At 54.3% G+C, this 24,409-nt stretch carries 22 protein-coding genes; 16 read left to right on the top strand and 6 right to left on the bottom strand.

Translation table 11 applies throughout. The features are described from left to right. Positions 1 to 99: 99 nt before the first annotated feature. On the bottom strand, positions 100 to 1,131 hold the full coding sequence (gene rsmC / locus G8S19_RS19160; RefSeq protein ID WP_101743359.1) for a 16S rRNA (guanine(1207)-N(2))-methyltransferase RsmC: 1,032 nt from the start codon (positions 1,129 to 1,131) through the stop codon (positions 100 to 102). A 102-nt stretch (positions 1,132 to 1,233) separates the two neighbouring features. Between rsmC and holD the strand changes: the two genes are divergently transcribed. The 8 genes from holD (at position 1,234) to G8S19_RS19120 (ending at position 7,622) form a co-directional block, all read left to right on the top strand. Then, a complete protein-coding gene (gene holD, locus G8S19_RS19155) occupies positions 1,234 to 1,647 on the top strand; it encodes a DNA polymerase III subunit psi (RefSeq protein ID WP_048212778.1) in 414 nt (137 codons plus the stop codon). Further along, positions 1,616 to 2,062, top strand: a complete 447-nt coding sequence (gene rimI / locus G8S19_RS19150; protein WP_003829985.1) for a ribosomal protein S18-alanine N-acetyltransferase — start codon at positions 1,616 to 1,618, stop codon at positions 2,060 to 2,062. The genes holD and rimI overlap by 32 nt, the downstream gene beginning before the upstream one ends. Before the next feature lie 14 nt (positions 2,063 to 2,076). Next, complete coding sequence (yjjG, locus tag G8S19_RS19145) at positions 2,077 to 2,757, top strand: pyrimidine 5'-nucleotidase (protein WP_124020805.1); 681 nt, start codon at positions 2,077 to 2,079, stop codon at positions 2,755 to 2,757. 92 nt (positions 2,758 to 2,849) lie between these two features. Next, positions 2,850 to 4,439 (top strand): peptide chain release factor 3, encoded by a 1,590-nt coding sequence (gene prfC, locus G8S19_RS19140; RefSeq protein WP_003829982.1) that lies wholly within the window; start codon positions 2,850 to 2,852, stop codon positions 4,437 to 4,439. A 308-nt stretch (positions 4,440 to 4,747) separates the two neighbouring features. Then, on the top strand, positions 4,748 to 5,365 hold the full coding sequence (osmY, locus tag G8S19_RS19135) for a molecular chaperone OsmY (RefSeq protein ID WP_253685728.1): 618 nt from the start codon (positions 4,748 to 4,750) through the stop codon (positions 5,363 to 5,365). Between the two features lie 127 nt (positions 5,366 to 5,492). Next, positions 5,493 to 5,654 (top strand): DUF1328 domain-containing protein, encoded by a 162-nt coding sequence (locus G8S19_RS19130; RefSeq protein ID WP_003019081.1) that lies wholly within the window; start codon positions 5,493 to 5,495, stop codon positions 5,652 to 5,654. A 121-nt stretch (positions 5,655 to 5,775) separates the two neighbouring features. Further along, a complete protein-coding gene (locus tag G8S19_RS19125; RefSeq protein WP_124020744.1) occupies positions 5,776 to 6,849 on the top strand; it encodes a patatin family protein in 1,074 nt (357 codons plus the stop codon). Beyond that, positions 6,846 to 7,622 carry a metal-dependent hydrolase gene (locus G8S19_RS19120; RefSeq protein WP_124020743.1) on the top strand — a complete coding sequence of 259 codons (777 nt, stop codon included), beginning with the start codon at positions 6,846 to 6,848 and terminating at the stop codon, positions 7,620 to 7,622. Before G8S19_RS19125 ends, G8S19_RS19120 begins: the two co-directional genes overlap by 4 nt. Before the next feature lie 36 nt (positions 7,623 to 7,658). Here G8S19_RS19120 and G8S19_RS19115 read toward each other — a convergent pair whose 3' ends face one another. Beyond that, positions 7,659 to 8,522, bottom strand: coding sequence for a YjjW family glycine radical enzyme activase (locus tag G8S19_RS19115; RefSeq protein WP_101741330.1), 864 nt, complete (start codon positions 8,520 to 8,522; stop codon positions 7,659 to 7,661). Then, positions 8,494 to 10,044 (bottom strand): YjjI family glycine radical enzyme, encoded by a 1,551-nt coding sequence (locus tag G8S19_RS19110; protein ID WP_253685726.1) that lies wholly within the window; start codon positions 10,042 to 10,044, stop codon positions 8,494 to 8,496. Before G8S19_RS19110 ends, G8S19_RS19115 begins: the two co-directional genes overlap by 29 nt. A gap of 261 nt (positions 10,045 to 10,305) precedes the next feature. Here G8S19_RS19110 and deoC point away from each other — a divergent pair, with 261 nt between their 5' ends. From deoC to deoD, 4 genes are all read left to right on the top strand, one after another. After that, a complete protein-coding gene (deoC, locus tag G8S19_RS19105; protein WP_101741332.1) occupies positions 10,306 to 11,085 on the top strand; it encodes a deoxyribose-phosphate aldolase in 780 nt (259 codons plus the stop codon). A 168-nt stretch (positions 11,086 to 11,253) separates the two neighbouring features. After that, positions 11,254 to 12,576 carry a thymidine phosphorylase gene (gene deoA, locus G8S19_RS19100; protein WP_003845626.1) on the top strand — a complete coding sequence of 441 codons (1,323 nt, stop codon included), beginning with the start codon at positions 11,254 to 11,256 and terminating at the stop codon, positions 12,574 to 12,576. Between the two features lie 51 nt (positions 12,577 to 12,627). Continuing rightward, positions 12,628 to 13,851, top strand: coding sequence for a phosphopentomutase (gene deoB / locus G8S19_RS19095; protein ID WP_253685724.1), 1,224 nt, complete (start codon positions 12,628 to 12,630; stop codon positions 13,849 to 13,851). A 203-nt stretch (positions 13,852 to 14,054) separates the two neighbouring features. Further along, positions 14,055 to 14,774, top strand: coding sequence for a purine-nucleoside phosphorylase (gene deoD / locus G8S19_RS19090; RefSeq protein WP_000224864.1), 720 nt, complete (start codon positions 14,055 to 14,057; stop codon positions 14,772 to 14,774). 95 nt (positions 14,775 to 14,869) lie between these two features. On the opposite strand, the gene lplA is transcribed toward deoD, so the two are convergent. Together lplA and G8S19_RS19080 are read right to left on the bottom strand one after the other, a co-directional pair. Then, complete coding sequence (gene lplA / locus G8S19_RS19085; protein WP_124020741.1) at positions 14,870 to 15,886, bottom strand: lipoate--protein ligase LplA; 1,017 nt, start codon at positions 15,884 to 15,886, stop codon at positions 14,870 to 14,872. 21 nt (positions 15,887 to 15,907) lie between these two features. Beyond that, positions 15,908 to 16,549 carry a YtjB family periplasmic protein gene (locus G8S19_RS19080; RefSeq protein WP_048212768.1) on the bottom strand — a complete coding sequence of 214 codons (642 nt, stop codon included), beginning with the start codon at positions 16,547 to 16,549 and terminating at the stop codon, positions 15,908 to 15,910. A 116-nt stretch (positions 16,550 to 16,665) separates the two neighbouring features. Between G8S19_RS19080 and serB the strand changes: the two genes are divergently transcribed. The 3 genes from serB to nadR all read left to right on the top strand — a co-directional run bounded on the left by serB (position 16,666) and on the right by nadR (position 20,323). Next, entirely contained in the window at positions 16,666 to 17,634 is a 969-nt protein-coding gene (serB, locus tag G8S19_RS19075; protein WP_101741335.1) for a phosphoserine phosphatase, read from the top strand. 11 nt (positions 17,635 to 17,645) lie between these two features. Further along, on the top strand, positions 17,646 to 19,028 hold the full coding sequence (radA, locus tag G8S19_RS19070; protein WP_001728171.1) for a DNA repair protein RadA: 1,383 nt from the start codon (positions 17,646 to 17,648) through the stop codon (positions 19,026 to 19,028). Positions 19,029 to 19,093: 65 nt separating this feature from the next. After that, positions 19,094 to 20,323 (top strand): multifunctional transcriptional regulator/nicotinamide-nucleotide adenylyltransferase/ribosylnicotinamide kinase NadR, encoded by a 1,230-nt coding sequence (gene nadR / locus G8S19_RS19065; RefSeq protein ID WP_048212766.1) that lies wholly within the window; start codon positions 19,094 to 19,096, stop codon positions 20,321 to 20,323. 99 nt (positions 20,324 to 20,422) lie between these two features. On the opposite strand, the gene ettA is transcribed toward nadR, so the two are convergent. Further along, a complete protein-coding gene (ettA, locus tag G8S19_RS19060) occupies positions 20,423 to 22,090 on the bottom strand; it encodes an energy-dependent translational throttle protein EttA (protein ID WP_048212765.1) in 1,668 nt (555 codons plus the stop codon). 331 nt (positions 22,091 to 22,421) lie between these two features. Between ettA and sltY the strand changes: the two genes are divergently transcribed. Next, positions 22,422 to 24,359, top strand: a complete 1,938-nt coding sequence (gene sltY, locus G8S19_RS19055; protein WP_253685722.1) for a murein transglycosylase — start codon at positions 22,422 to 22,424, stop codon at positions 24,357 to 24,359. Positions 24,360 to 24,409: the final 50 nt, after the last annotated feature.

Below are 24,409 nucleotides of genomic sequence, written 5' to 3'. Positions count from 1 at the left end.
CATTCTAGTTGTTTTCAACTTTTCGTCAATAGTTAATTGTCCAGGCTGGGCCGATTGATGCAAAAACGGCCACGTGAATGGCCGTTCGCTGCGAGACAATTACGCTTTTTTCGCCTGGCGCGTCATGATGGTGCGATAGACCTTGAAGCGCCCGGTCTGCGCGATAACTTCGTGGAAGCCAAACACTTCATCCAGTACTTTCGGATAAGGCAGGAAGGCGTTGGCTACAATTCGCAGTTCGCCACCGCTGTTAAGGTGACGCACCGCGCCGCGAATCAGCGTTTGCGCGGCATCCAGGCTGGTCTGCATGCCGTCATGGAACGGCGGGTTGGAGATGATCATATCAAAGCGACCCGTCACGTCAGAAAAGACGTTACTGGCGATGACGTCACCTTCAATACCGTTGGCGGCAAGCGTTGCGCGGCTGGCTTCAACAGCGGCGGCGCTAACATCGCACAGGGTTAAGCGCACTTTTGGCGAGTGGCTGGCAAGCGCGACGGAGAGGATACCCGCGCCACAGCCGACATCCAGAACTTTGCCTTTGGTGTGCGGCGTCAGCGTGGAGAGCAGCAGTTGGCTGCCAACATCCAGGCCGTCACGGCTGAATACGCCCGGCAGCGTTTTGATGGTCAGATTGTCTGTCTGGTATTCGTCCCAGTATTTTTCAGCATCAAAGACCGGCTGCTTTTCCAGACGACCGTGGTACAGGCCACAGCGACGTGCGCTGTCGACTTTGTTCAACGGCGCGTATTCGGCCAGCATCTGCTCGGCGCTACGTACGCCGCTGCGGTTTTCGCCAACAACAAAAATATCGGTACCCACCGGTAACAGCGAAAGAAGGTTCATCAACTGGAACTGGGCTTCAGGTTTATTCTTCGGCCAGTAGTAGATCAGCGTATCGCTATCGCCGACGTCATCGGCTTGAGCGACGAGGCTGAAGCGGACGTTGTCGCCCATCTGGCGGTTAAGCACCTGCCAGTGGTGAAGCTGCTGAGTGTGCGCACGGCTGGCGGCGCTTTCAAAATGGGCAGGCAGGTCATCCTGCAAATCACCGGCAAACAGAATACGGCTTTGTTCGAAATCATCACTGTGGCGCAGCAAGACTTCACTTGCCGGGGTAAAAGCAGACATGGAGTGCTCCTTAAATTGTACAGCGGGGGATTATAGTTGTTTGATGGCACGGATTCGACAAATTTGCTATATTTGCGCCCCTGATTACAGGAGCGTTTCGCTATGACATCCCGACGAGACTGGCAGTTACAGCAACTGGGCATTACGCAGTGGTCGTTGCGTCGTCCTGGCGCACTGCAGGGCGAAATCGCGATTTCCATTCCTGCGCATGTCCGTTTGGTGATGGTTGCGGAACAGTTACCCGCGCTAACCGAACCATTGATGAGCGATATTTTACGCGCATTAACCGTCAGCCCGGATCAGGTTTTACAACTGACGCCTGACCGTGTCGCCATGCTGCCGCAAGGTAGTCGCTGTAATAGCTGGCGGCTGGGAACCGAAGAGCCGCTGCTGCTGGAGGGCGCTCAGGTCGCGAGTCCTGCGTTTAATGAATTACGGGAAAACCCCGCGGCCCGCGCCGCGTTATGGCAACAAATCTGCGCATATGAACACGATTTCTTCCCTCGAACCGACTGATTTACCCGCAGCATTTCAGATTGAAAAACGCGCCCACGCTTTTCCCTGGAGTGAAAAAACATTTGCCAGCAACCAGGGCGATCGTTACCTCAATTTTCAGTTGAGGGTTGATGACGTGATGGCGGCCTTTGCGATTACGCAGGTCGTGCTGGATGAAGCTACGCTGTTCAATATTGCCGTCGACCCTGACTTTCAGCGCCGTGGGCTGGGGCGTGAGCTGCTGGAGCATCTGATCGATGAGCTGGAAAAGCGTGGCATTTTGACGCTGTGGCTTGAAGTGCGCGCCTCAAACGCCGCCGCTATCGCGCTGTACGAAAGCTTAGGCTTTAACGAGGCGACGATCCGTCGCAATTACTATCCAACGGCCGATGGTCACGAAGACGCCATCATCATGGCGTTGCCAATCAGCATGTAAGACAAGGTGTAATGATGAAGAAGTGGGACTGGATTTTCTTTGATGCCGACGAAACGCTGTTTACATTTGACTCGTTTACCGGCTTACAGCGGATGTTTCTCGACTATAGCATTACCTTTACCGCTGAAGATTTTCAGGACTACCAGGCCGTGAATAAACCGCTGTGGGTGGATTACCAAAACGGCGCGATTACCTCATTACAACTGCAGCATGCCCGTTTTCAGAGCTGGGCCGAACGCCTGAAGGTTGAACCGGGCCAGCTTAATGATGCATTCATCAATGCGATGGCGGAGATCTGTTCGCCGTTGCCGGGGGCGGTTTCTCTGCTCAATGCGATTCGTGATAAAGCGAAAATCGGCATCATTACTAACGGCTTTACCGCGTTGCAGCAAATCCGCCTTGAGCGGACGGGGCTGCGCGACTATTTCGACCTGCTGGTGATTTCTGAGCAGGTTGGGGTGGCAAAACCTGATTCCCGTATTTTTGACCATGCGCTGGAGCAGGCGGGCAATCCTGACCGTTCTCGCGTGCTAATGGTGGGTGACACCGCAGAGTCCGATATTCTTGGCGGCATTAACGCCGGGCTATCCACCTGCTGGCTAAATACGCACAACCGCGAGCAGCCAGCGGGCATTCAGCCGACCTGGACCGTAGCGTCATTAAGCGAACTGGAGCAGCTCCTGTGTAAACACTGATTGCCTCCCCCCCGTTGATGGGTAAAATAGCCGCAATTTTTCGTATTCAACTTGCCCGGCCCGTTGCCGTGCTTACCTAAGAAGATTTGACTATGACGTTGTCTCCTTATTTGCAAGAGGTGGCCAAACGCCGCACTTTTGCCATTATTTCTCACCCGGATGCCGGTAAAACGACAATTACTGAAAAGGTACTGTTATTCGGACAGGCCATTCAGACCGCCGGTACGGTAAAAGGCCGTGGCTCCAGCCAGCATGCAAAATCTGACTGGATGGAAATGGAAAAGCAACGTGGTATCTCCATTACCACCTCTGTGATGCAGTTTCCGTATCATGACTGCCTGGTGAACCTGCTGGACACCCCGGGGCACGAAGACTTCTCCGAAGATACCTACCGTACTCTGACGGCGGTGGACTGCTGCCTGATGGTTATCGATGCTGCGAAAGGTGTTGAAGACAGGACCCGTAAGCTGATGGAAGTTACCCGTCTGCGCGATACGCCGATCCTGACCTTTATGAACAAACTCGACCGTGACATCCGCGATCCGATGGAGCTGCTGGATGAAGTTGAGAACGAACTGAAAATCGGCTGTGCGCCGATCACCTGGCCGATTGGCTGCGGGAAGTTGTTCAAGGGCGTCTATCACCTTTATAAAGATGAAACGTATCTGTACCAGACCGGTAAAGGCCATACGATTCAGGAAGTGCGTGTTGTTAAAGGTCTCAACAACCCGGAACTTGATGCTGCCGTGGGTGAAGACCTGGCGCAGCAGCTGCGCGACGAGCTGGAGCTGGTGCAGGGCGCGTCCAACGAGTTCGACCATGAGTTGTTCCTTGCGGGCGAAATCACCCCGGTCTTCTTCGGTACCGCGTTGGGTAACTTCGGCGTTGACCATATGCTGGACGGCTTAGTGGAGTGGGCGCCTGCGCCGATGCCGCGTAAAACCGACACCCGCGTCGTCGAAGCCTCAGAAGAGAAGTTCACCGGTTTCGTGTTTAAAATTCAGGCCAACATGGACCCGAAACACCGTGACCGTGTGGCGTTCATGCGTGTGGTATCCGGCAAGTATGAGAAAGGCATGAAAATGCGCCAGGTGCGCATTGGTAAAGACGTGGTGATCTCCGATGCACTCACCTTTATGGCCGGTGACCGTTCTCATGTGGAAGAAGCGTATCCGGGCGATATTCTTGGTCTGCATAACCACGGCACTATCCAGATCGGCGATACCTTTACCCAGGGCGAAATGATGAAGTTCACCGGTATTCCGAACTTCGCGCCGGAGCTGTTCCGCCGTATTCGCCTGAAGGATCCGCTGAAGCAGAAACAGCTGCTGAAAGGGCTGGTTCAGCTGTCAGAAGAGGGCGCCGTGCAGGTCTTCCGTCCGATCGCCAATAACGACCTGATCGTGGGCGCTGTCGGTGTGCTGCAGTTCGACGTGGTAGTTTCTCGTCTGAAGAGCGAATACAACGTTGAAGCGATTTATGAGTCGGTCAACGTGGCGACTGCGCGCTGGGTAGAATGCTCTGACGTGAAGAAATTCGAAGAATTTAAGCGTAAAAACGAAATTCAGCTGGCGCTGGATGGCGGTGATAACCTCACCTATATCGCGCCAACCATGGTTAACCTGAATCTCACCCAGGAACGTTACCCTGACGTTCAGTTCCGCAAAACGCGCGAACACTAATCGACCTCTCAGGGCGCGGTATCCGCCGTGCCCTGCAACTTTCCCTGTCTTTTAAATCCCTTGCGGAATGTTCTTAAATCCTGCCGTTTTTCTTTCGTTTGCCTGTTTTTTAGCCAAATCGGGCTGCGATCACGAAATCGTGAACTATATTTAACAATGTGATGACATAAATATCGGCGTTAAATGCTTTTTAGGCTGCCTGTTGCAGCTTCTATTGCTGATATTTATTCCACTTACAAAATTAGTTGCTGGTTCAGGCCGTGTAACGGCTGAGCATCGCTTTAAGCAAAACATACAGGAATACATCGATGACAATGACAGGACTTAAGATTTCTAAAACGCTGCTGGCCGTGATGCTGACCTCCGCTGTTGCAACGGGTTCTGCTTATGCAGAAAACTCAACGATGGACAAAGCGCAATCCGGCGTCGAAAGTGCGGGGCAGAAAGTCGATAGCTCTATGAACAAAGTCGGTAATTTCATGGATGACAGCACCATCACCGCGAAAGTGAAAGCCGCGCTGGTGGACCACGAAAGTATCAAGAGCACCGATATTTCCGTCGAAACAGAGCAGAAAGTCGTGACGTTAAGTGGGTTTGTTACAAGCCAGGCGCAGGCCGAAGAGGCGGTGAAAGTGGCGAAAGGCGTTGAGGGGGTGACCTCCGTCAGCGACAAACTGCACGTGCGTGACAGCAAAGACACCTCCGTAAAAGGCTATGCGGGCGATACGGCAATCACCAGTGAGGTAAAAGCCAAGCTGCTGGCCGATGACATTGTCCCATCCCGCAAGGTGAAAGTGGAAACCACCGATGGTGTGGTACAGCTTTCAGGAACCGTTGAATCGCAGGCTCAAAGCGATCGCGCTGAGAGCATCGCTAAAGCGATTGATGGCGTGAAAAGCGTCAAAAATGACCTCAAAACTCAGTAATTCGACTTAATTCGTCCTCCTGACGTTTGTCGGGAGGCGTGTTGTGCACCACACTGAAAATATCGCCGATGGGTAGCCTGAGCGCTCATATCAAGCGGTGAAATTAACTATGGTAAAGGAGAAGCATATGTTTCGATGGGGCATCATATTTCTGGTTATCGCGTTAATTGCCGCTGCACTGGGTTTTGGTGGACTGGCGGGTACTGCAGCAGGTGCTGCAAAAATTGTTTTTGTGGTGGGTATCATTCTGTTTCTGGTCAGCCTGTTTACCGGGCGTAAACGACCCTAGAACGTAAACCGTAAAGATAACTTGCTACTGAGCCAGTCCAGCGGACTGGCTTTTACGGTTTTAGCAGCAGGCAATTTGCGTTACTTTGTTGTCCTATTACAAAAACAACAGGAAGGCAGAGGTGGGGCAGAGAATACCCGTTACGCTCGGTAATATAGCGCCGTTATCGTTACGTCCATTTCAACCAGGCAGCATGGCGCTGGTGTGCGAAGGTGGAGGGCAACGGGGGATCTTTACTGCCGGCGTACTGGATGAGTTCATGCGCGCCCAGTTCAATCCTTTTGATCTCTTCTACGGGACATCTGCTGGCGCGCAAAATCTGTCGGCCTATCTCTGTAACCAGCCCGGTTACGGGCGCAAAGTCATCATGCGTTACACTACCCGACGTGAGTTTTTTGACCCGGTGCGCTTTGTGCGCGGGGGAAACTTAATCGACCTCGACTGGCTGGTGGATTCGACCTCGTCCCAAATGCCGCTGGCGATGGACAACGCTGAGCGCTTGTTTGCCGCGGGGAAAGCATTTTATATGTGCGCCTGTCGGGGTGATGACTACACGCCGGGCTATTTTTCGCCGAACCGGCAAAACTGGCTCGATCTTATTCGTGCCTCCAGCGCGATTCCCGGGTTCTACCGCACTGGGGTTGTGTTGGACGGCGTGAATTACCTGGATGGGGGCGTCAGCGATGCCATTCCCGTGCAGGAAGCGGCGAAGCAGGGGGCGAAAACGCTGGTGGTTATCCGCACCGTGCCTTCGCAAATGTACTACACCCCGCAGTGGTTCAAGCGTATGGAACGCTGGCTGGGCGAAAGCAGCCTGCAACCACTGTTGAATCTGGTGCAGCACCATGAAGCCACCTATCGCGCGATTCAGAGCTTTATTGAGAAACCGCCGGGCAAGCTGCGTATCTTTGAGATCTACCCGCCCAAACCGCTCCATAGCATGGCGTTGGGAAGCCGTATTCCGGCCTTGCGGGAAGACTACAAAACCGGACGCCTGTGCGGTCGTTACTTCCTCGCTACCGTCGGCAAACTGCTGGGGAAAAACGTGCCGCTGCCTCGTCAGACGCCGAAGATTGTGGTGCCGGGACCGGTGGTAGTTCCTCCCGCGCCGGTGGCCAACGATGCCCACGCACCGGTGGCGACCAATGCGCCTCAGGCCAACGATACAACGTTTAATAATGAGGATTTGGCGTGAGTTATCGTTTTATCGATACGCACTGTCACTTTGATTTCCCGCCGTTTACCGGCGATGAACCTGCCAGCATTCAGCGCGCGGCGGAGGTTGGTGTACAGAGCATTATCGTTCCGGCCACCCAGGCGGCGAATTTTTCCCGCGTACTGGCGTTAGCGGAAAATTATCCTCCATTATTTGCCGCGCTTGGTCTACATCCCATTGTTATTGAACAACATAGTGATGACTGCCTGGACCAGTTGCAACAGGTGCTGGATAAGCGCCCACAAAAGCTGGTGGCGGTAGGTGAGATTGGATTGGATCTGTATCGCGACGATCCGCAATTCGACAAGCAAGAGCGGGTGCTGGAAGCGCAACTTAAGCTGGCGAAGCGTTACGAACTGCCGGTGATCCTGCATTCGCGACGCACGCATGACAAGCTGGCGATGCACCTTAAACGCCATGCTTTGCCACGAACAGGCGTGGTGCATGGGTTTTCCGGGAGCATGCAGCAGGCCGAACGCTTTGTGCAACTGGGATACAAAATTGGCGTGGGCGGCACCATTACCTATCCGCGCGCCAGTAAAACCCGCGAGGTAATGGCGCAGCTGCCGCTGGAGTCGCTGTTGCTGGAAACCGACGCGCCGGATATGCCGCTCAACGGCTTTCAGGGGCAGCCTAATCGCCCAGAGCAGGTAGTCAGAGTCTTTGACGTCTTATGCGAACTGCGCCCGGAACCTGCGGACGTGATCGCTGACGCGCTGTATCGTAATACCACGGCGTTGTTTGATTTTTGAATTCCGGATGCGGCGCTATTGCATCGCATCCGGCAATCACAGGTACAGCGCCGGGAAAATCAAATTATCCACCCCGCGTTCGCGCAATCTTTGCGCCAGGTGTTCCACATCCTGCGGTGTGGCGCTCGGCCAGTCCTTCGCTTCGCCATACACTCCGTGCGCATGAAAGGCATTCAGCCGTACCGGCACGTCACCTGAACCTCTGATAAACGCCGCCAGCGCATCAATATGCTGGAGATAATCCACCTGACCAGGGATAACCAGCAGGCGCAGTTCCGCAAGTTTCCCTTGTCCGGACAGAAAGGTAATGCTTTGTTTAATCAGCGTGTTATCGCGACCGGTCAACTGACGATGACACGTGCTGTCCCAGGCTTTTAAATCCAGCATTACGCCGTCGCACACCGGAAGCAGCTTCTGCCAGCCGGTTTCGCTCAGCATGCCATTGCTGTCGACCATACAGGTCAGGTGTTGCAGTTGCGGATCGGTTTTGATCGCGCTAAACAGCGCCACAATAAACGGTAGCTGGGTCGTTGCTTCGCCGCCGCTGACCGTCATTCCTTCAATAAACGGCGAGGCTTTGCGAACATGCTGCAGCACCTCATCAATGCTCATGGTCTGCGCCATCGGCGTAGCCTGCTGGGGGCACATGTGCAGGCAGGTGTCGCATTGCTGGCAAATATCAGGTTGCCACCATACTTTTCCCGCGCTCAGACTTAACGCTTCATGTGGGCAATGCAGTACACACTCCCCGCAGTCATTGCAGCGTCCCATCGTCCACGGGTTGTGGCAATTCTTACAGCGCAAATTGCATCCCTGCAGGAACAGGGCCAGGCGACTCCCCGGCCCGTCGACGCAGGAGAAGGGAATCAGCTTACTTACCGAAGCGCATCTGCTGTTCATGGCTAATCACGCGAGGTTGTCGTTCCAGAATGCGCGTATTACGCGCGGCTTCTTCGCCAAGCCAGGTGGTGTTGGTGCGAGAACCTGCGGCACGATATTTTTCCAGATCCGACAGGCGCACCATATAACCGGTGACGCGAACCAGATCGTTGCCGCTCACGTTGGCGGTAAATTCACGCATCCCGGCTTTAAATGCGCCGAGGCACAATTGCACCAGCGCCTGAGGATTACGCTTGATGGTTTCATCCAGCGTGAGAATGTCGCTGATACCGGCGTGATAATACGCGTGATGCGGCGCAACGGTTTGCAGATGGGTGATCGGGTCCGGTTCATCACCGTAGGGCAGGCGAGCGCCCGGCGTGGTGCCGATGTCAGAACTGATCCCTGACTGTGCATGCAGCATCGCGCGCTGATTCCAGCCATATTTCACCGGTGTGCTTTCTACAAATTCCGCCAGTTGGGCGCTAATGCGATAGCCTAGCTGATTGGCAAACTCATCTTTCCCGTAACGCGCGCATTGCCCTGCTTTTTCACACAGCAGATTTACCGCCTCCGCCAGACCATACATCCCGAACATAGGCACAAAACGCTTGGGATCAATCAACCCTTCCTGCACCAGGAAGCTATTCTCAAAGAAATGTGATTTTTCATAGAGGAATTCACATCGTGCATCAATGATGGCGATTTGCTGCTGGCAGTAGTGCGGTAGGGTGCGCGTAAAGAAGTCATCGACAGAGGTGCTGCGCTCTGCGATGGCTTTCAGATTGAGCCTGACCAGCGTGCTACCACCCCCGGCGAGCGGCAAAGAGTTGTAACAGCTGACGACGCCGTAGTGGCCTTTTGTGAAAATTTTATCATTTTCAGGGCCGTTAGAAATGTGCGGTTTACTGCATTCGCAAATATTTTGCGCCACGTTGAGCAGCAGATCGTCAGGGGTAATTTGCGGATCATAAATAAAGGTAAGATTAGGTGAAACCTGCTTTAACTCTGCATCTGCGCGTAAAATTGCGCGTGTAATCGGCGTGTCGGCCGGGCCAATGTTGGCATGCATAAAGGCATCTGGCAGGGTACGGTCGAGATAACGCCAGAAACGTTTTATTCGAATATCGATCTCATCTTGTGTTAGAATTCTAACATACGGTTGCAACAGGGCATCGAGTTGACCGAGATAGACCGGCATCGACGTCACTGACGGAACGTGATGGTAAAGAATAGTGAGTAAGGATAATGCGTCATCGAGATCCTTTGCCCCCTCCAGCTCCAGCCATGATGAGCCGTTGGCCAGAAAACGCGCGTAGTCGGGTAAAACATAACGCGGTTTGAACGGAGCATGGCCTTCGTACATGTCGCAGATCACCCCGTCATCCAGTGCCTGGCGTGCCTCAGCAGGCAGTTGCGGGTAGGGCAGCGCGTTTTCAGCTTCCAGCGCCAGAAAGTGGCGTTTCTGCTCAGGGCTGAGCACCGGACTGGTCACGATTTGTTGGCAACGCTGTTGCAGCGCGAGTTCGCTTGACGTGGGCATCGTTGATTCCTTTTTATCCCGAAGGTGTAACGCCATTGTAGAAAGCAACGCCGCCACAACCTTTGATCCGGATGCGCCTGATGCCACCGCATCCCTTTAGAAAAGGTAATTTATTTGAAGTAGATCTCATTAGAGTAATGCAAATCTGTATGTGGTTTTCATTAACTGTGATGTATATCGAAGTGTAATAGCGAGCGGATGTTAGAATACTAACAAACTCGCAAGGTGAAATTTTATACGGCGACGCCGTTGGAGAATGTTATGACCGATTTAACAGCAAGCAGCCTGCGTGCACTGAAACTGATGGACCTGACCACCCTGAATGACGACGACACCAATGAAAAAGTGATCGCGCTGTGTCATCAGGCGAAGACCCCGGTTGGCAACACTGCCGCAATCTGCATTTATCCGCGTTTCATCCCTATTGCGCGTAAGACTCTGAAAGAGCAGGGTACGCCGGACATCCGCATTGCAACCGTCACCAACTTCCCGCACGGCAACGACGACATCGAGATTGCGCTGGCGGAAACCCGCGCGGCGATCGCCTACGGTGCCGATGAAGTTGACGTGGTGTTCCCGTACCGTGCGCTGATCGCCGGTAACGAGCAGGTTGGTTTCGATCTGGTTAAAGCGTGTAAAGACGCGTGTGCGGCGGCAAACGTGCTGCTGAAAGTGATCATCGAAACCGGTGAGCTGAAAGAAGAAGCACTGATTCGCAAAGCGTCTGAAATCTCCATCAAAGCCGGTGCTGATTTCATCAAAACGTCTACCGGTAAAGTGCCGGTCAATGCGACGCCGGAAAGCGCACGCATCATGATGGAAGTGATCCGCGACATGGGTGTTTCTAAAACTGTAGGTTTCAAACCGGCTGGCGGCGTGCGTACTGCAGAAGATGCACAGCATTTCCTGGCGATTGCCGATGAACTGTTTGGCGCTGACTGGGCTGATTCTCGTCACTACCGTTTTGGCGCATCCAGCCTGCTGGCTAGCTTGCTGAAAGCGCTGGGTCACGGCGACGGTAAGAGCGCAAGCAGCTACTAAGTTTGAATTGCCCATTGTAGGCCGGATAAGGCGCAGCCGCCATCCGGCATCAGTACGACTGCCGGGTGCGCGTTGCTTACCCGGCCTACAACGGCTTGGATTATTAAGAGTAATCATTCATTGCAGTGGGTTTTCCGCAGCATTTAACCTGATTAATCGGGGGTTACCGTGTTTCTCGCACAAGAAATTATTCGTAAAAAACGTGATGGTCATGCGCTGAGCGATGAAGAAATTCGTTTCTTTATCAATGGCATTCGCGACAATACCATCTCTGAAGGGCAAATCGCCGCCCTGGCGATGACCATTTTTTTCCACGATATGACAATGCCTGAGCGTGTTTCGCTGACCATGGCAATGCGTGATTCAGGAACCGTGCTGGACTGGAAAAGCCTGCAGCTGAACGGCCCGATTGTGGATAAACACTCTACCGGCGGCGTAGGTGACGTAACGTCACTGATGTTAGGCCCGATGGTTGCTGCGTGCGGCGGCTATATTCCGATGATCTCCGGGCGTGGCCTGGGGCATACCGGCGGTACGCTCGATAAACTGGAAGCGATTCCTGGATTTGACATCTTCCCGGACGACGCGCGTTTCCGTGAAATTATTAAAGACGTGGGTGTGGCGATTATTGGGCAAACCAGCTCGCTCGCACCGGCGGATAAACGTTTTTATGCCACCCGCGATATTACCGCGACGGTGGATTCCATCCCGCTGATTACCGGTTCCATTCTGGCGAAAAAACTGGCGGAAGGGCTGGATGCGCTGGTGATGGATGTGAAAGTGGGCAGCGGTGCCTTTATGCCGACCTACGAGCTTTCTGAAGCCCTTGCTGAAGCGATTGTCGGCGTGGCAAACGGTGCGGGTGTACGTACCACCGCGCTGTTAACTGATATGAACCAGGTGTTGGCCTCCAGCGCAGGTAACGCGGTAGAAGTCCGCGAAGCGGTGCAGTTCCTGACCGGTGAATACCGCAATCCACGTCTGTTAGACGTCACCATGGCGCTGTGCGTGGAAATGCTGATCTCCGGCAACCTGGCGAAAGATGACGCCGAAGCCCGTGCAAAATTGCAGACGGTGCTGGATAACGGCAAAGCAGCAGAGATTTTTGGTCGCATGGTGGCGGCGCAAAAAGGCCCGACCGATTTCGTCGAAAATTATGCGAAGTACCTGCCGACGGCAATGCTCAGCAAAGCGGTATATGCTGATACCGAAGGCTTTGTCAGCGCGATGGATACCCGTGCGCTGGGAATGGCGGTTGTTTCCATGGGCGGCGGTCGTCGTCAGGCATCGGACACCATTGATTACAGCGTTGGCTTTAGCGATATGGCGCGTCTGGGCGACAGCGTAGACGGACAGCGCCCGCTGGCGGTGATCCACGCCAAAGACGAAGCCAGCTGGCAGGAAGCGGCGAAAGCGGTCAAAGCGGCAATTAGCCTTGACGATAAAGCGCCAGAAATTACACCGACAGTCTATCGTCGTATTACCGAATAACTGTATACTGATCTGATCGCTTTTTTGCGGCGCAGATGTATGGAGAACAAGATGAAACGTGCATTTATTATGGTGCTGGACTCCTTTGGTATTGGTGCGACTGAAGATGCGGATCGCTTTGGCGACGTAGGCTCAGACACTATGGGACACATTGCAGAAGCCTGTGCGAAAGGTGAAGCTGACAATGGTCGCAAAGGCCCACTGAATCTGCCTAACCTGACCCGTCTGGGCCTGGTGAAAGCTCACGAAGGTTCTACTGGTAAAATTGCTGCCGGCATGGACGGTAATGCGGAAGTGATTGGTGCTTACGCCTGGGCGCATGAACTCTCTTCCGGGAAAGACACACCGTCTGGCCACTGGGAAATCGCCGGTGTACCGGTTCTGTTTGACTGGGGTTACTTCTCCGATCATGAAAACAGCTTCCCGCAGGAACTGCTGGATAAACTGGTAAAACGTGCCAACCTGCCGGGCTACCTCGGCAACTGCCACTCTTCCGGTACCGTGATCCTGGATCAACTGGGTGAAGAGCATATGAAAACCGGCAAGCCGATTTTCTATACCTCCGCTGACTCCGTGTTCCAGATTGCCTGCCACGAAGAGACTTTTGGCCTGGATAAGCTCTATGAGCTGTGCGAAATCGCCCGTGAAGAGCTGACCGAAGGTGGTTACAACATCGGTCGTGTTATCGCGCGTCCGTTTATCGGCGATAAAGCCGGTAACTTCCAGCGTACCGGTAACCGTCACGACCTGGCCGTTGAGCCGCCAGCACCGACCGTGCTGCAGAAACTGGTCGACGAAAAAGACGGTTACGTGGTTTCCGTCGGTAAAATTGCGGATATCTACGCTAACTGCGGCATCACCAAAAAAGTGAAAGCCACCGGTCTGGACGCGCTGTTCGACGCCACCATCAAAGAGATGAAAGAAGCCGGTGATAAGACCATCGTCTTCACAAACTTCGTTGATTTCGACTCTTCCTGGGGTCACCGTCGCGATATCGCCGGTTATGCCGCAGGTCTGGAACTGTTCGACCGCCGTCTGCCTGAGCTGATGGAGCTGGTGGGGGAAGATGACATTCTGATCCTGACCGCTGACCACGGCTGCGACCCGAGCTGGACCGGGACTGACCACACCCGTGAACACATTCCGGTACTGGTTTACGGCCCGAAAGTGAAACCAGGTTCTTTAGGTCACCGTGAAACCTTCGCGGATATCGGCCAGACGCTGGCGAGCTACTTTGGTACGTCGCCGATGGACTACGGTAAAAACATGCTGTAATACCCGTTGTCTTTCGCGCTGTAGATGCGTTGACTTCATTCGCTCACCCCGGTCACATAGTTAATCTATGCTCCCGGGGATTCACGAATTCGTCGCCTTCCTACAACGCGAAATCCTTAGGGTATTTCACTGTTTTGCATACGTTTTGTAGGCCTGATAGGCGTAGCCGCCATCAGGCAATAACAACGAAATAAGGATAAAAAATGGCAACTCCACATATTAATGCAGAAATGGGTGATTTCGCTGACGTCGTATTGATGCCGGGCGACCCGCTGCGTGCGAAACATATTGCTGAAACTTTCCTCGAAGATGTTCGTGAAGTGAACAACGTTCGCGGCATGTTAGGCTTCACCGGTACCTACAAAGGCCGTAAGATTTCCGTAATGGGCCACGGTATGGGTATCCCGTCCTGCTCCATCTACACCAAAGAGCTGATCACCGATTTCGGCGTGAAGAAAATCATTCGCGTAGGCTCCTGTGGCGCCGTGCGTATGGACGTCAAACTGCGTGACGTGGTTATCGGTATGGGTGCTTGCACCGACTCCAAAGTTAACCGTATCCGTTTTAAAGATCATGACTTTGCAGCTATTGCTGACTTCGACATGGTGCGTAACGCCGTTGATGCAGCAAAAGCGCTGGGCGTAGACGCGCGCGTGGGTAACCTGTTCTCCGCTGATCTGTTCTACTCTCCGGACGGCGAAATGTTCGACGTGATGGAAAAATACGGCGTGCTGGGCGTGGAAATGGAAGCAGCGGGCATCTACGGCGTTGCGGCTGAATTTGGTGCGAAAGCGCTGACCATCTGCACTGTATCCGACCATATCCGTACTCACGAGCAGACCACTGCCGCTGAACGTCAGACGACCTTCAACGACATGATCAAAATCGCACTGGAATCCGTTCTGCTGGGCGATAAAGAGTAAGTTGTTTGTGCCCGGTGGCGCTATGCTTACCGGGCCTACAGCAGTATGTAGGCCGGATAAGGCGCAGCCGCCATCCGGCAATTTCAGGCCAGTTCTTAACGCACCGCTCCGGCAATCCATGCCGACAGCTCGCGTAACTCTTTTTCTTGCTCCGGGAAATCAACCAGAAGCGCCTCGCACTCTTGTTGCAGCATATCCGCACGATACAAGCATCCTTGCAGACGACCCGCCAGCGCTTCCAGCGGCGCGGGATTGAGGCTATCGGTGTAGACCTGGGTGCGGGTAATCACGCCTTTTTCAACGTCGAAATGCAGCTCAACGCCGCCCCAGGTGAAACGCTCATCCAACAGGTGCGAGAAGGCCGGCGCCTGACCAAAGTTCCACTCCCAACTGCTCTGGCGGGCAAAGGTTTCGGCAAAGTTCGGCAGATCCGGCGCTTTGTCCGGGGAGATGATCTCGGCTTCTACGCGTTCGCCGTAGTGGGCGAAAAAGGCTTCCGTGATGGCCTGACAGACCTGTTGATGGGTGATGCCCGGTAACAGCTCGGTCAAATTCGCCACGCGCGAGCGAACCGAAGTGATGCCTTTAGCGGCAAGTTTCTTTTTATCGGGATTGAGATAGTTTGCCAGGCGGCTGAGATCGGCATTCAGCAATAGCGTGCCGTGGTGGAATCCGCGGTCTTTCGTTTCACGATAAGCAGAACCAGAGACTTTACGATCGCCATCCGGCGTTTTCACCACCAGATCGTTACGCCCGGAGGCATCAGCTTCTACGCCCAGCGTATTCAGCGCATTGAGGACTATTGCCGTGGAGATGGTTTTGTCGTATTCCGGTTTACCAGCCATAAAGGTAAAGCAGGTATTACCCAAGTCATGGAACACCGCGCCGCCGCCGCTGCTGCGACGGGCGAGCCGCACGTTGTCTTCCTCCATCCGGCGGGTATTACACTCTTTCCACGGGTTTTGCGCCCGGCCAATCACCACCGTATCGGCGTTACGCCACAAGAACAGGACGCGCTGCGTGGCGGGCATCTGGCGAAAAATGCACTCTTCAACCGCCAGGTTAAACCACGGATCGTAAGAGTCTGAGATAAGCAGGCGTAGTGTGGTCATGGTCGATTTCCTTTCTTTGAATTACTCTTTTTTCTCGTTGTCTTCTTCCTGCACCGGTTTGTTGGCGGTCAGCAGGAAAGGGGATTGCTGCCAGCGGGTACGCTTGCCTTGCAATAATGTACGTGTGAGGACTACACCAATAGCCAGTGACAGAAGCAGCATCAGGCGTAAGATGTTGGTGGTGTTGTCTACCTGCTTCGCTTCGGTGGCAAGCGTGTGGGTGTCGAGTGTCAGGCGCAGATAACCCAGCGGGCCGTTTCTCCCCTGAATGGGCTCAACGATTTGCTGATTAAAATAGCCCCCGGCTTTTTTGCCATCGAGCGCCAGCCGGTCACGGACATCGACACTCTCACCAGTGCGGGTAATCAGATCGCCCTGTTCATCGTACACGCCCGCATCCAGAATACGGCTACTTTCCGTTAACTGCGTGAGTACGGCTTTGATGCGCTTTTCATCCGGTGTTTCGGTGCGCATCAGCGGCGCGATGTTTAAGGTGACCTGGCGGGCCAGTGTACGCGCCAGTTCTTCCAACTGCGGATTACGTTGCTGCTGGTGGCTTTGACTAAACCAGGATGCACCCTGCATCAGGGCGACAAGCAACGCGAGACAGAACAATACAATCACTGCACGATGAAGTCGGAATTTCAGTTTTGCGCGAGCCATATTCCACCTGCTGAAAATTTGAGGCTTAATGTTGCCAGAAGCGCTGGTTACAGGGTAGCCTCATGCGTTATTTTCCGCTGGATGATTCCGACCCGAACGATTTTACAGGAGCTTTAATGCCTAACATTACCTGGTGCGATCTACCTGAAGATGTCTCTCTGTGGCCAGGTCTGCCCCTTTCTTTAAGCGGTGATGAAGTCATGCCGCTGGATTACCACGCGGGCCGCAGTGGCTGGCTGCTGTATGGTCGTGGGCTGGATAAACAACGTTTAACGCAATACCAGAGCAAACTGGGTGCGGCGATGGTGATCGTAGCCGCCTGGTGCGTTGAGGATTATCAGGTGATTCGCCTCGCGGGCTCGTTAACGCCGAGAGCGACAAAACTGGCGCATGACGCCAAACTGGATGTTGCCCCATTAGGTAAAATTCCGCATCTGCGCACGCCGGGTTTGCTGGTGATGGACATGGATTCAACGGCTATCCAGATCGAATGCATTGATGAAATTGCCAAACTGGCCGGGACCGGCGAAATGGTTGCCGAAGTCACCGAACGCGCGATGCGCGGCGAGCTGGATTTTACCGCCAGCCTGCGCAGCCGCGTGGCGACGCTCAAGGGGGCTGATGCCAATATTCTGCACCAGGTGCGCGAAACATTGCCGCTGATGCCTGGCTTGACGCAACTGGTGCTAAAACTGGAAACGCTTGGCTGGAAAGTGGCTATCGCTTCTGGCGGGTTTACTTTCTTTGCCGATTATCTGCGTAACAAGCTGCGTCTGACTGCGGCTGTGGCGAATGAGCTGGAGATCATGGACGGTAAATTCACTGGCAACGTGATCGGCGATATTGTCGATGCGCAGTACAAAGCCAGTACTCTGACCCGCCTGGCGCAAGAATATGAGATCCCGATGGCGCAGACGGTGGCGATCGGCGACGGTGCCAACGATCTGCCGATGATCAAAACGGCCGGGCTGGGCATTGCGTATCATGCGAAACCCAAAGTGAATGAAAAGACGGAGATTACTATCCGTCACGCTGACCTGATGGGCGTGTTCTGCATTCTCTCTGGCAGCATGAATCAGAAATAATGAGGTAAAATGTGGCAAAAGCTCCTAAACGCGCCTTTGTTTGTAATGAATGCGGGGCCGATTACCCGCGCTGGCAGGGGCAATGCAGCGCCTGTCAGGCCTGGAACACCATAACCGAGGTGCGCCTTGCCGCGTCGCCAACGGTGGCGCGCAACGAGCGACTCAGCGGCTACGCCGGAAATGCGGGCGTCGCAAAAGTGCAGAAGCTTTCTGACATCAGCCTTGAGGAACTGCCGCGTTTTTCCACCGGATTTAAAGAGTTTGACCGCGTGCTGGGCGGCGGGGTGGTTCCCGGCAGCGCTATTCTGATTGGCGGTAACCCCGGCGCGGGGAAATCAACGCTGCTGCTACAAACGCTGTGCAGGCTCGCCGAGCAGATGAAAACCCTGTACGTCACTGGCGAAGAGTCGCTGCAACAGGTGGCGATGCGCGCGCATCGACTTGGCCTGCCGACGGCGAACCTGAACATGCTGTCGGAAACCAGTATCGAACAAATTTGCCTGATTGCTGAAGAAGAACAGCCGAAACTGATGGTGATCGACTCCATTCAGGTGATGCATATGGCGGACATTCAGTCTTCGCCGGGCAGCGTGGCACAGGTGCGTGAAACTGCGGCTTACCTGACGCGTTTTGCCAAAACGCGCGGCGTAGCGATTGTGATGGTCGGCCACGTCACCAAAGATGGCTCATTGGCCGGGCCGAAGGTGCTGGAGCACTGTATTGACTGCTCGGTGTTGCTCGACGGTGACGCTGATTCTCGTTTCCGCACTCTGCGTAGCCACAAAAACCGCTTTGGCGCGGTGAATGAGCTGGGCGTCTTTGCCATGACCGAGCAGGGGCTGCGCGAAGTCAGCAACCCGTCTGCAATCTTCTTAAGCCGTGGCGATGAAGTCACTTCCGGTAGTTCGGTGATGGTGGTCTGGGAAGGCACGCGCCCACTGCTGGTAGAGATTCAGGCGCTGGTCGATCACTCAATGATGGCGAACCCGCGTCGCGTGGCGGTCGGTCTGGAACAAAACCGTCTGGCGATTCTGCTGGCGGTGTTACATCGTCATGGCGGCTTACAGATGGCGGATCAGGACGTGTTCGTCAACGTGGTCGGCGGCGTAAAGGTTACCGAAACCAGCGCCGACCTGGCACTGCTGTTGGCAATGGTCTCCAGCCTGCGCGACAGACCGCTGCCACAGGATTTAGTGGTCTTTGGCGAAGTGGGGTTGGCAGGCGAAATCCGTCCGGTACCCAGCGGGCAGGAGCGTATTTCGGAAGCTGCGAAGCACGGCTTTCGCCGGGCGATTGTTCCTGCCGCTAACGTTCCGAAAAAAGTGCCGGAAGGGATGCAGGTCTTTGGCGTTAAGAAGCTTGCAGATGCGTTAAGCGTGTTTGACGACCTATAATCAAATACCCGCCGTCTTTCCGACGGCATTGGGTATTACGTTTATTTTTACAGCAGGAGGCTCTTGTGTCATTTGATTATCTGAAAACCGCCATTAAGCAAAAGGGCTGTACCCTGCAACAGGTGGCGGATGCCAGTGGCATGACCAAGGGATATCTGAGCCAGCTTCTGAATGCCAAAATTAAAAGCCCCAGCGCGCAAAAGCTGGAGGCGTTGCACCGTTTTCTCGGGCTGGAGTTTCCGCGCCAGCAGAAAAATATCGGTGTGGTATTCGGTAAGTTTTATCCGCTGCATACCGGCCATATCTATCTTATCCAGCGCGCCTGTAGTCAGGTTGATGAACTGCATATCATCATGGGCTATGACGACACGCGCGATCGCAGCCTGTTTGAAGACAGTGCCATGTCGCAACAGCCTACGGTGCCCGATCGTCTACGCTGGCTGCTGCAAACCTTTAAGTATCAGAAAAATATCCGTATTCATGCCTTCAACGAGGAGGGCATGGAGCCGTATCCACACGGTTGGGACGTGTGGAGCAACGGGATCAAAACGTTTATGCAGGAGAAAGGGATCCAGCCAAACTGGATCTACACCTCTGAAGAATCAGATGCCCCGCAATACCTCGAACATCTGGGGATCGAAACCGTGCTGGTGGATCCCAAGCGGACGTTTATGAGCATCAGCGGCGGGCAAATCCGTGAAAACCCGTTTCGCTACTGGGAGTATATTCCCACCGAAGTGAAGCCGTTTTTCGTGCGCACCGTGGCGATCCTCGGCGGGGAGTCGAGCGGTAAATCGACGCTGGTGAACAAGCTCGCCAACATTTTTAACACCACCAGTGCGTGGGAATATGGGCGTGATTACGTTTTCTCCCATTTGGGCGGCGACGAGATGGCGTTGCAGTACTCGGACTACGATAAGATCGCGCTGGGACAGGCACAGTACATTGATTTCGCGGTGAAATATGCCAATAAAGTGGCATTTATCGACACTGACTTTGTGACCACTCAGGCCTTCTGCAAAAAGTACGAAGGGCGTGAACACCCGTTTGTGCAGGCGCTGATTGACGAGTATCGCTTTGACCTGGTTATCCTGCTGGAAAACAACACCCCGTGGGTGGCAGATGGTTTGCGCAGCCTTGGCAGCTCGGTTGACAGAAAAGCGTTTCAGACGCTGCTGGTGGAGATGTTACAGGAAAACAACATCGATTTTGTGCACGTTCAGGAGCCGGACTACGATGGTCGCTTCCTGCGCTGCGTGGAGCTGGTAAAAGAGTTGATGGGCGAACAGAGATAGTTTACATGCCGGATGGCGCTGCGCTTATCCGGCCTACAAGTCGCACTAACCTCGTAGGCCAGATAAGGCGTCACGCCGCCATCCGGCGCTTAACGCTAATTACTTAGAAATACGCTTGTACTTAATACGCTTCGGCTCCAGTGCATCCGCGCCCAGCGTGCGTTTCTTGTACTCTTCGTATTCGGTAAAGTTACCTTCGAAGAACTCAACCTTACCCTCATCCTGGTAATCCAGAATATGGGTGGCGATACGGTCAAGGAACCAACGGTCGTGCGAGATAACCATCGCGCAGCCCGGGAACTCCAGAAGGGCGTTTTCCAGCGCGCGCAGGGTTTCGATATCCAGGTCGTTGGTTGGTTCATCGAGCAGCAGCATATTACCGCCAACCTGCAGCAGCTTCGCCAGGTGCAGACGGCCACGCTCACCACCGGACAGCTCGCCGACGCGTTTGCCCTGATCCACCCCTTTGAAGTTAAAGCGGCCTACGTAGGCGCGGCTTGGCATCTCGGTGTTGCCGATCTTCATGATATCCAGCCCGCCGGACACTTCTTCCCACACGGTTTTGCTGTTGTCCATGGCATCACGGAACTGGTCAACAGACGCCAGCTTCACGGTTTCACCCAGCTCAATGGTGCCGCTATCAGGCTGTTCCTGACCGGACATCATGCGGAACAGGGTCGATTTACCCGCGCCGTTCGGACCGATAATGCCGACGATAGCGCCTTTCGGTACTGAGAAGCTCAAATCGTCAATCAGTACGCGATCGCCGTAGGATTTACGCAGATTGGTGACTTCAACGACTTTATCGCCCAGACGAGGTCCTGGTGGAATAAACAGTTCGTTGGTTTCGTTACGTTTCTGGTATTCGGTATTGTTGAGTTCTTCAAAGCGCGCCAGACGGGCTTTGCCCTTAGACTGGCGGCCTTTCGCGCCCTGGCGTACCCACTCCAGCTCTTTCTCAATGGATTTACGGCGAGCCGCTTCCTGAGAGGCCTCCTGGGCCAGACGCTGATCTTTCTGCTCCAGCCAGGAGGAGTAGTTGCCTTCCCACGGAATACCTTCACCGCGGTCAAGCTCCAGAATCCAACCCGCTACGTTGTCGAGGAAGTAACGGTCGTGGGTAATGGCCACCACGGTGCCTTCGAAGTCATGCAGGAAGCGTTCCAGCCACGCCACGGATTCGGCATCCAGGTGGTTAGTCGGTTCGTCGAGCAGCAGCATGTCTGGTTTTTCCAGCAGCAGGCGGCACAGCGCGACGCGGCGGCGTTCACCACCGGAAAGCTTCTCAATTTTGGCATCCCAGTCCGGCAGACGCAGGGCATCGGCGGCACGCTCAAGCTGCACGTTCAGGTTGTGACCGTCGTGCGCCTGGATAATTTCTTCAAACTTGCCCTGTTGCGCAGCAAGTTTATCGAAGTCGGCGTCTGGCTCTGCGTACTTGGCGTACACTTCATCCAGGCCTTTCAGTGCGTTAACCACTTCGGCAACCGCTTCTTCAACGGATTCACGAACGGTATGTTCCGGGTTTAGTTTCGGTTCCTGCGGCAGGTAACCGATTTTAATGCCAGGCTGTGGGCGAGCTTCGCCTTCGATATCGGTATCAATGCCGGCCATGATGCGCAGCAGGGTAGATTTACCCGCGCCGTTCAGACCGAGTACACCGATTTTGGCGCCAGGGAAGAAGCTCAGTGAGATGTTTTTAAGAATATGACGTTTCGGCGGAACGACTTTGCCGACACGATGCATGGTATAAACGAATTGGGCCACGTTGGACTCGCCTCTATGTTTATCCCGTCATACTTCAAGCCGCAGATGCGTTGGCTGTGTCGTTCACCCCAGTCACGTACTTTTGTACGCTCAGGGGATTCACTTCCTCGCCGCCTTGCTGCAACTTGAATTATTTAGGGCTAATTATTGGTAAATAGTTATCAAAGGCGAAGTGTAGCCTTTTTCATTGTCCAATCCCAGCCAGCAGATCCCACTCGCAACAAAAGTAAAAAAGTGTCCGTGACGTGGCGCATTCTGCAATGTCTGGTTAGCATGAATGAATTAAGCGGCATGATGCTGCACAGACGTAACATGAGAAGAGGAAGAGCTTGTGGACAAAGCCAAACAATTTACCTGGCGCCTGCTGGCTGCCAGCGTATGTCTGCTGACGGTCAGTCAAGTGGCGCGAGCCGATTCCCTGGATGAGCAGCGCAATCGCTATGCGCAAATTAAGCAGGCCTGGGATAACCGACAGATGGACGTCGTAGAGCAGATGATGCCCGGGCTGAAGAACTATCCTCTGTATCCTTATCTGGAATATCGCCAGATCACTGACGATCTGATGAATCAGCCCACCATTACCGTCACCAATTTTGTGCGCGCCAACCCGACGCTGCCCCCGGCGCGTACTCTGCAATCTCGTTTCGTGAATGAACTGGCGCGCCGCGAAGACTGGCGTGGGCTGCTGGCGTTCAGTCCGGAAAAACCGGGCACCACCGAAGCGCAATGTAACTATTACTTCGCGAAATGGAGTACCGGACAAACTGAAGAAGCCTGGCAGGGGGCGAAAGAACTGTGGTTGAGCGGAAAAAGTCAGCCGAACGCCTGTGACAAATTATTCGGCGTATGGCGTGCCTCAGGCACTCAGGATCCGCTGGCGTATCTGGAACGTATTCGTCTGGCGATGAAAGCCGGGAATACCGGACTGGTCACGGCGTTGGCCGGACAGATGCCCGCGCAATACCAAACCATTGCTTCAGCGATCATCGCGCTGGCCAACGATCCTAATTCGGTGATGACCTTTGCGCGGACAACTGGAGCAACAGATTTTACGCGCCAGATGGCGGCGGTGGCTTTTGCCAGCGTGGCGCGCCAGGATGTGGAAAACGCCCGCCTGATGATCCCCTCGCTGGTGCAAGCGCAGCAGCTGAATGACGAGCAAACCCAGGATCTGCGCGATATTGTTGCCTGGCGCCTGATGGGCAATGACGTTACCGACGAGCAGGCCAAATGGCGCGATGATGCCATTATGCGCTCCAACTCCACAACGCTTGTGGAGCGCCGTGTGCGCATGGCGCTGGGAACCGGCGATCGCCGTGGCCTGAATACCTGGCTGGCGCGTTTGCCAATGGAAGCCAAAGAAAAAGATGAATGGCGCTACTGGCAGGCGGATCTGCTGCTGGAGCGCGGACGCAATGATGAAGCGAAAGAGATCCTGCATCAGCTTATGCAGCAGCGCGGTTTCTACCCGATGGTGGCGGCACAGCGTCTGGGCGAAGAGTACGCGCTGAAAGTGGATAAAGCGCCGGACAACGTTGACTCTGCGCTAACTCAGGGACCAGAAATGGCGCGTGTTCGTGAACTGATGTACTGGAACATGGACAATACCGCACGCAGTGAGTGGGCGAATCTGGTTACCAGCCGCACGAAGTCTGAACAGGCACAACTGGCGCGTTACGCGTTCAACAATCACTGGTGGGATCTGAGCGTTCAGGCCACGATCGCCGGTAAGCTGTGGGATCACCTGGAAGAGCGTTTCCCTCTGGCCTATAAAGATCTTTTTACCCGTTACACCAGCGGCAAAGATATTCCGCCAAGCTATGCGATGGCGATAGCGCGTCAGGAAAGCGCTTGGAACCCGAAAGTTAAATCGCCGGTAGGCGCCAGTGGGCTGATGCAGATTATGCCGGGTACGGCGACGCATACGGTGAAAATGTTCTCGATTCCAGGTTACAGCAGTCCGAGCCAGCTATTGGATCCTGATACCAACATCAACATCGGAACCAGCTATTTGCAGTACGTGTATCAGCAATTTGGCAATAACCGCATCTTTGCGTCAGCAGCCTATAATGCCGGTCCGGGGCGCGTTCGCACCTGGCTTGGCAATAGCGCTGGCCGCATTGATGCCGTCGCGTTTGTCGAGAGCATTCCATTCTCAGAGACGCGTGGTTATGTGAAGAACGTGCTGGCCTACGATGCGTACTATCGCTATTTTCTCGGCGATAAACCGGAGTTGATGAGCGACGCAGAATGGCAACGTCGTTACTGATCGTGTCGGTTGTGTTATGCTATCGTACTCGTTAAAGAGTACAAAGGGGG

Origin of the sequence: Citrobacter sp. SX206 (genome assembly GCF_024181025.1) — a bacterium.
Classification (GTDB): Bacteria; Pseudomonadota; Gammaproteobacteria; order Enterobacterales; family Enterobacteriaceae; genus Citrobacter; species Citrobacter youngae.
This window is presented reverse-complemented; position numbering and strand designations above follow the sequence as displayed.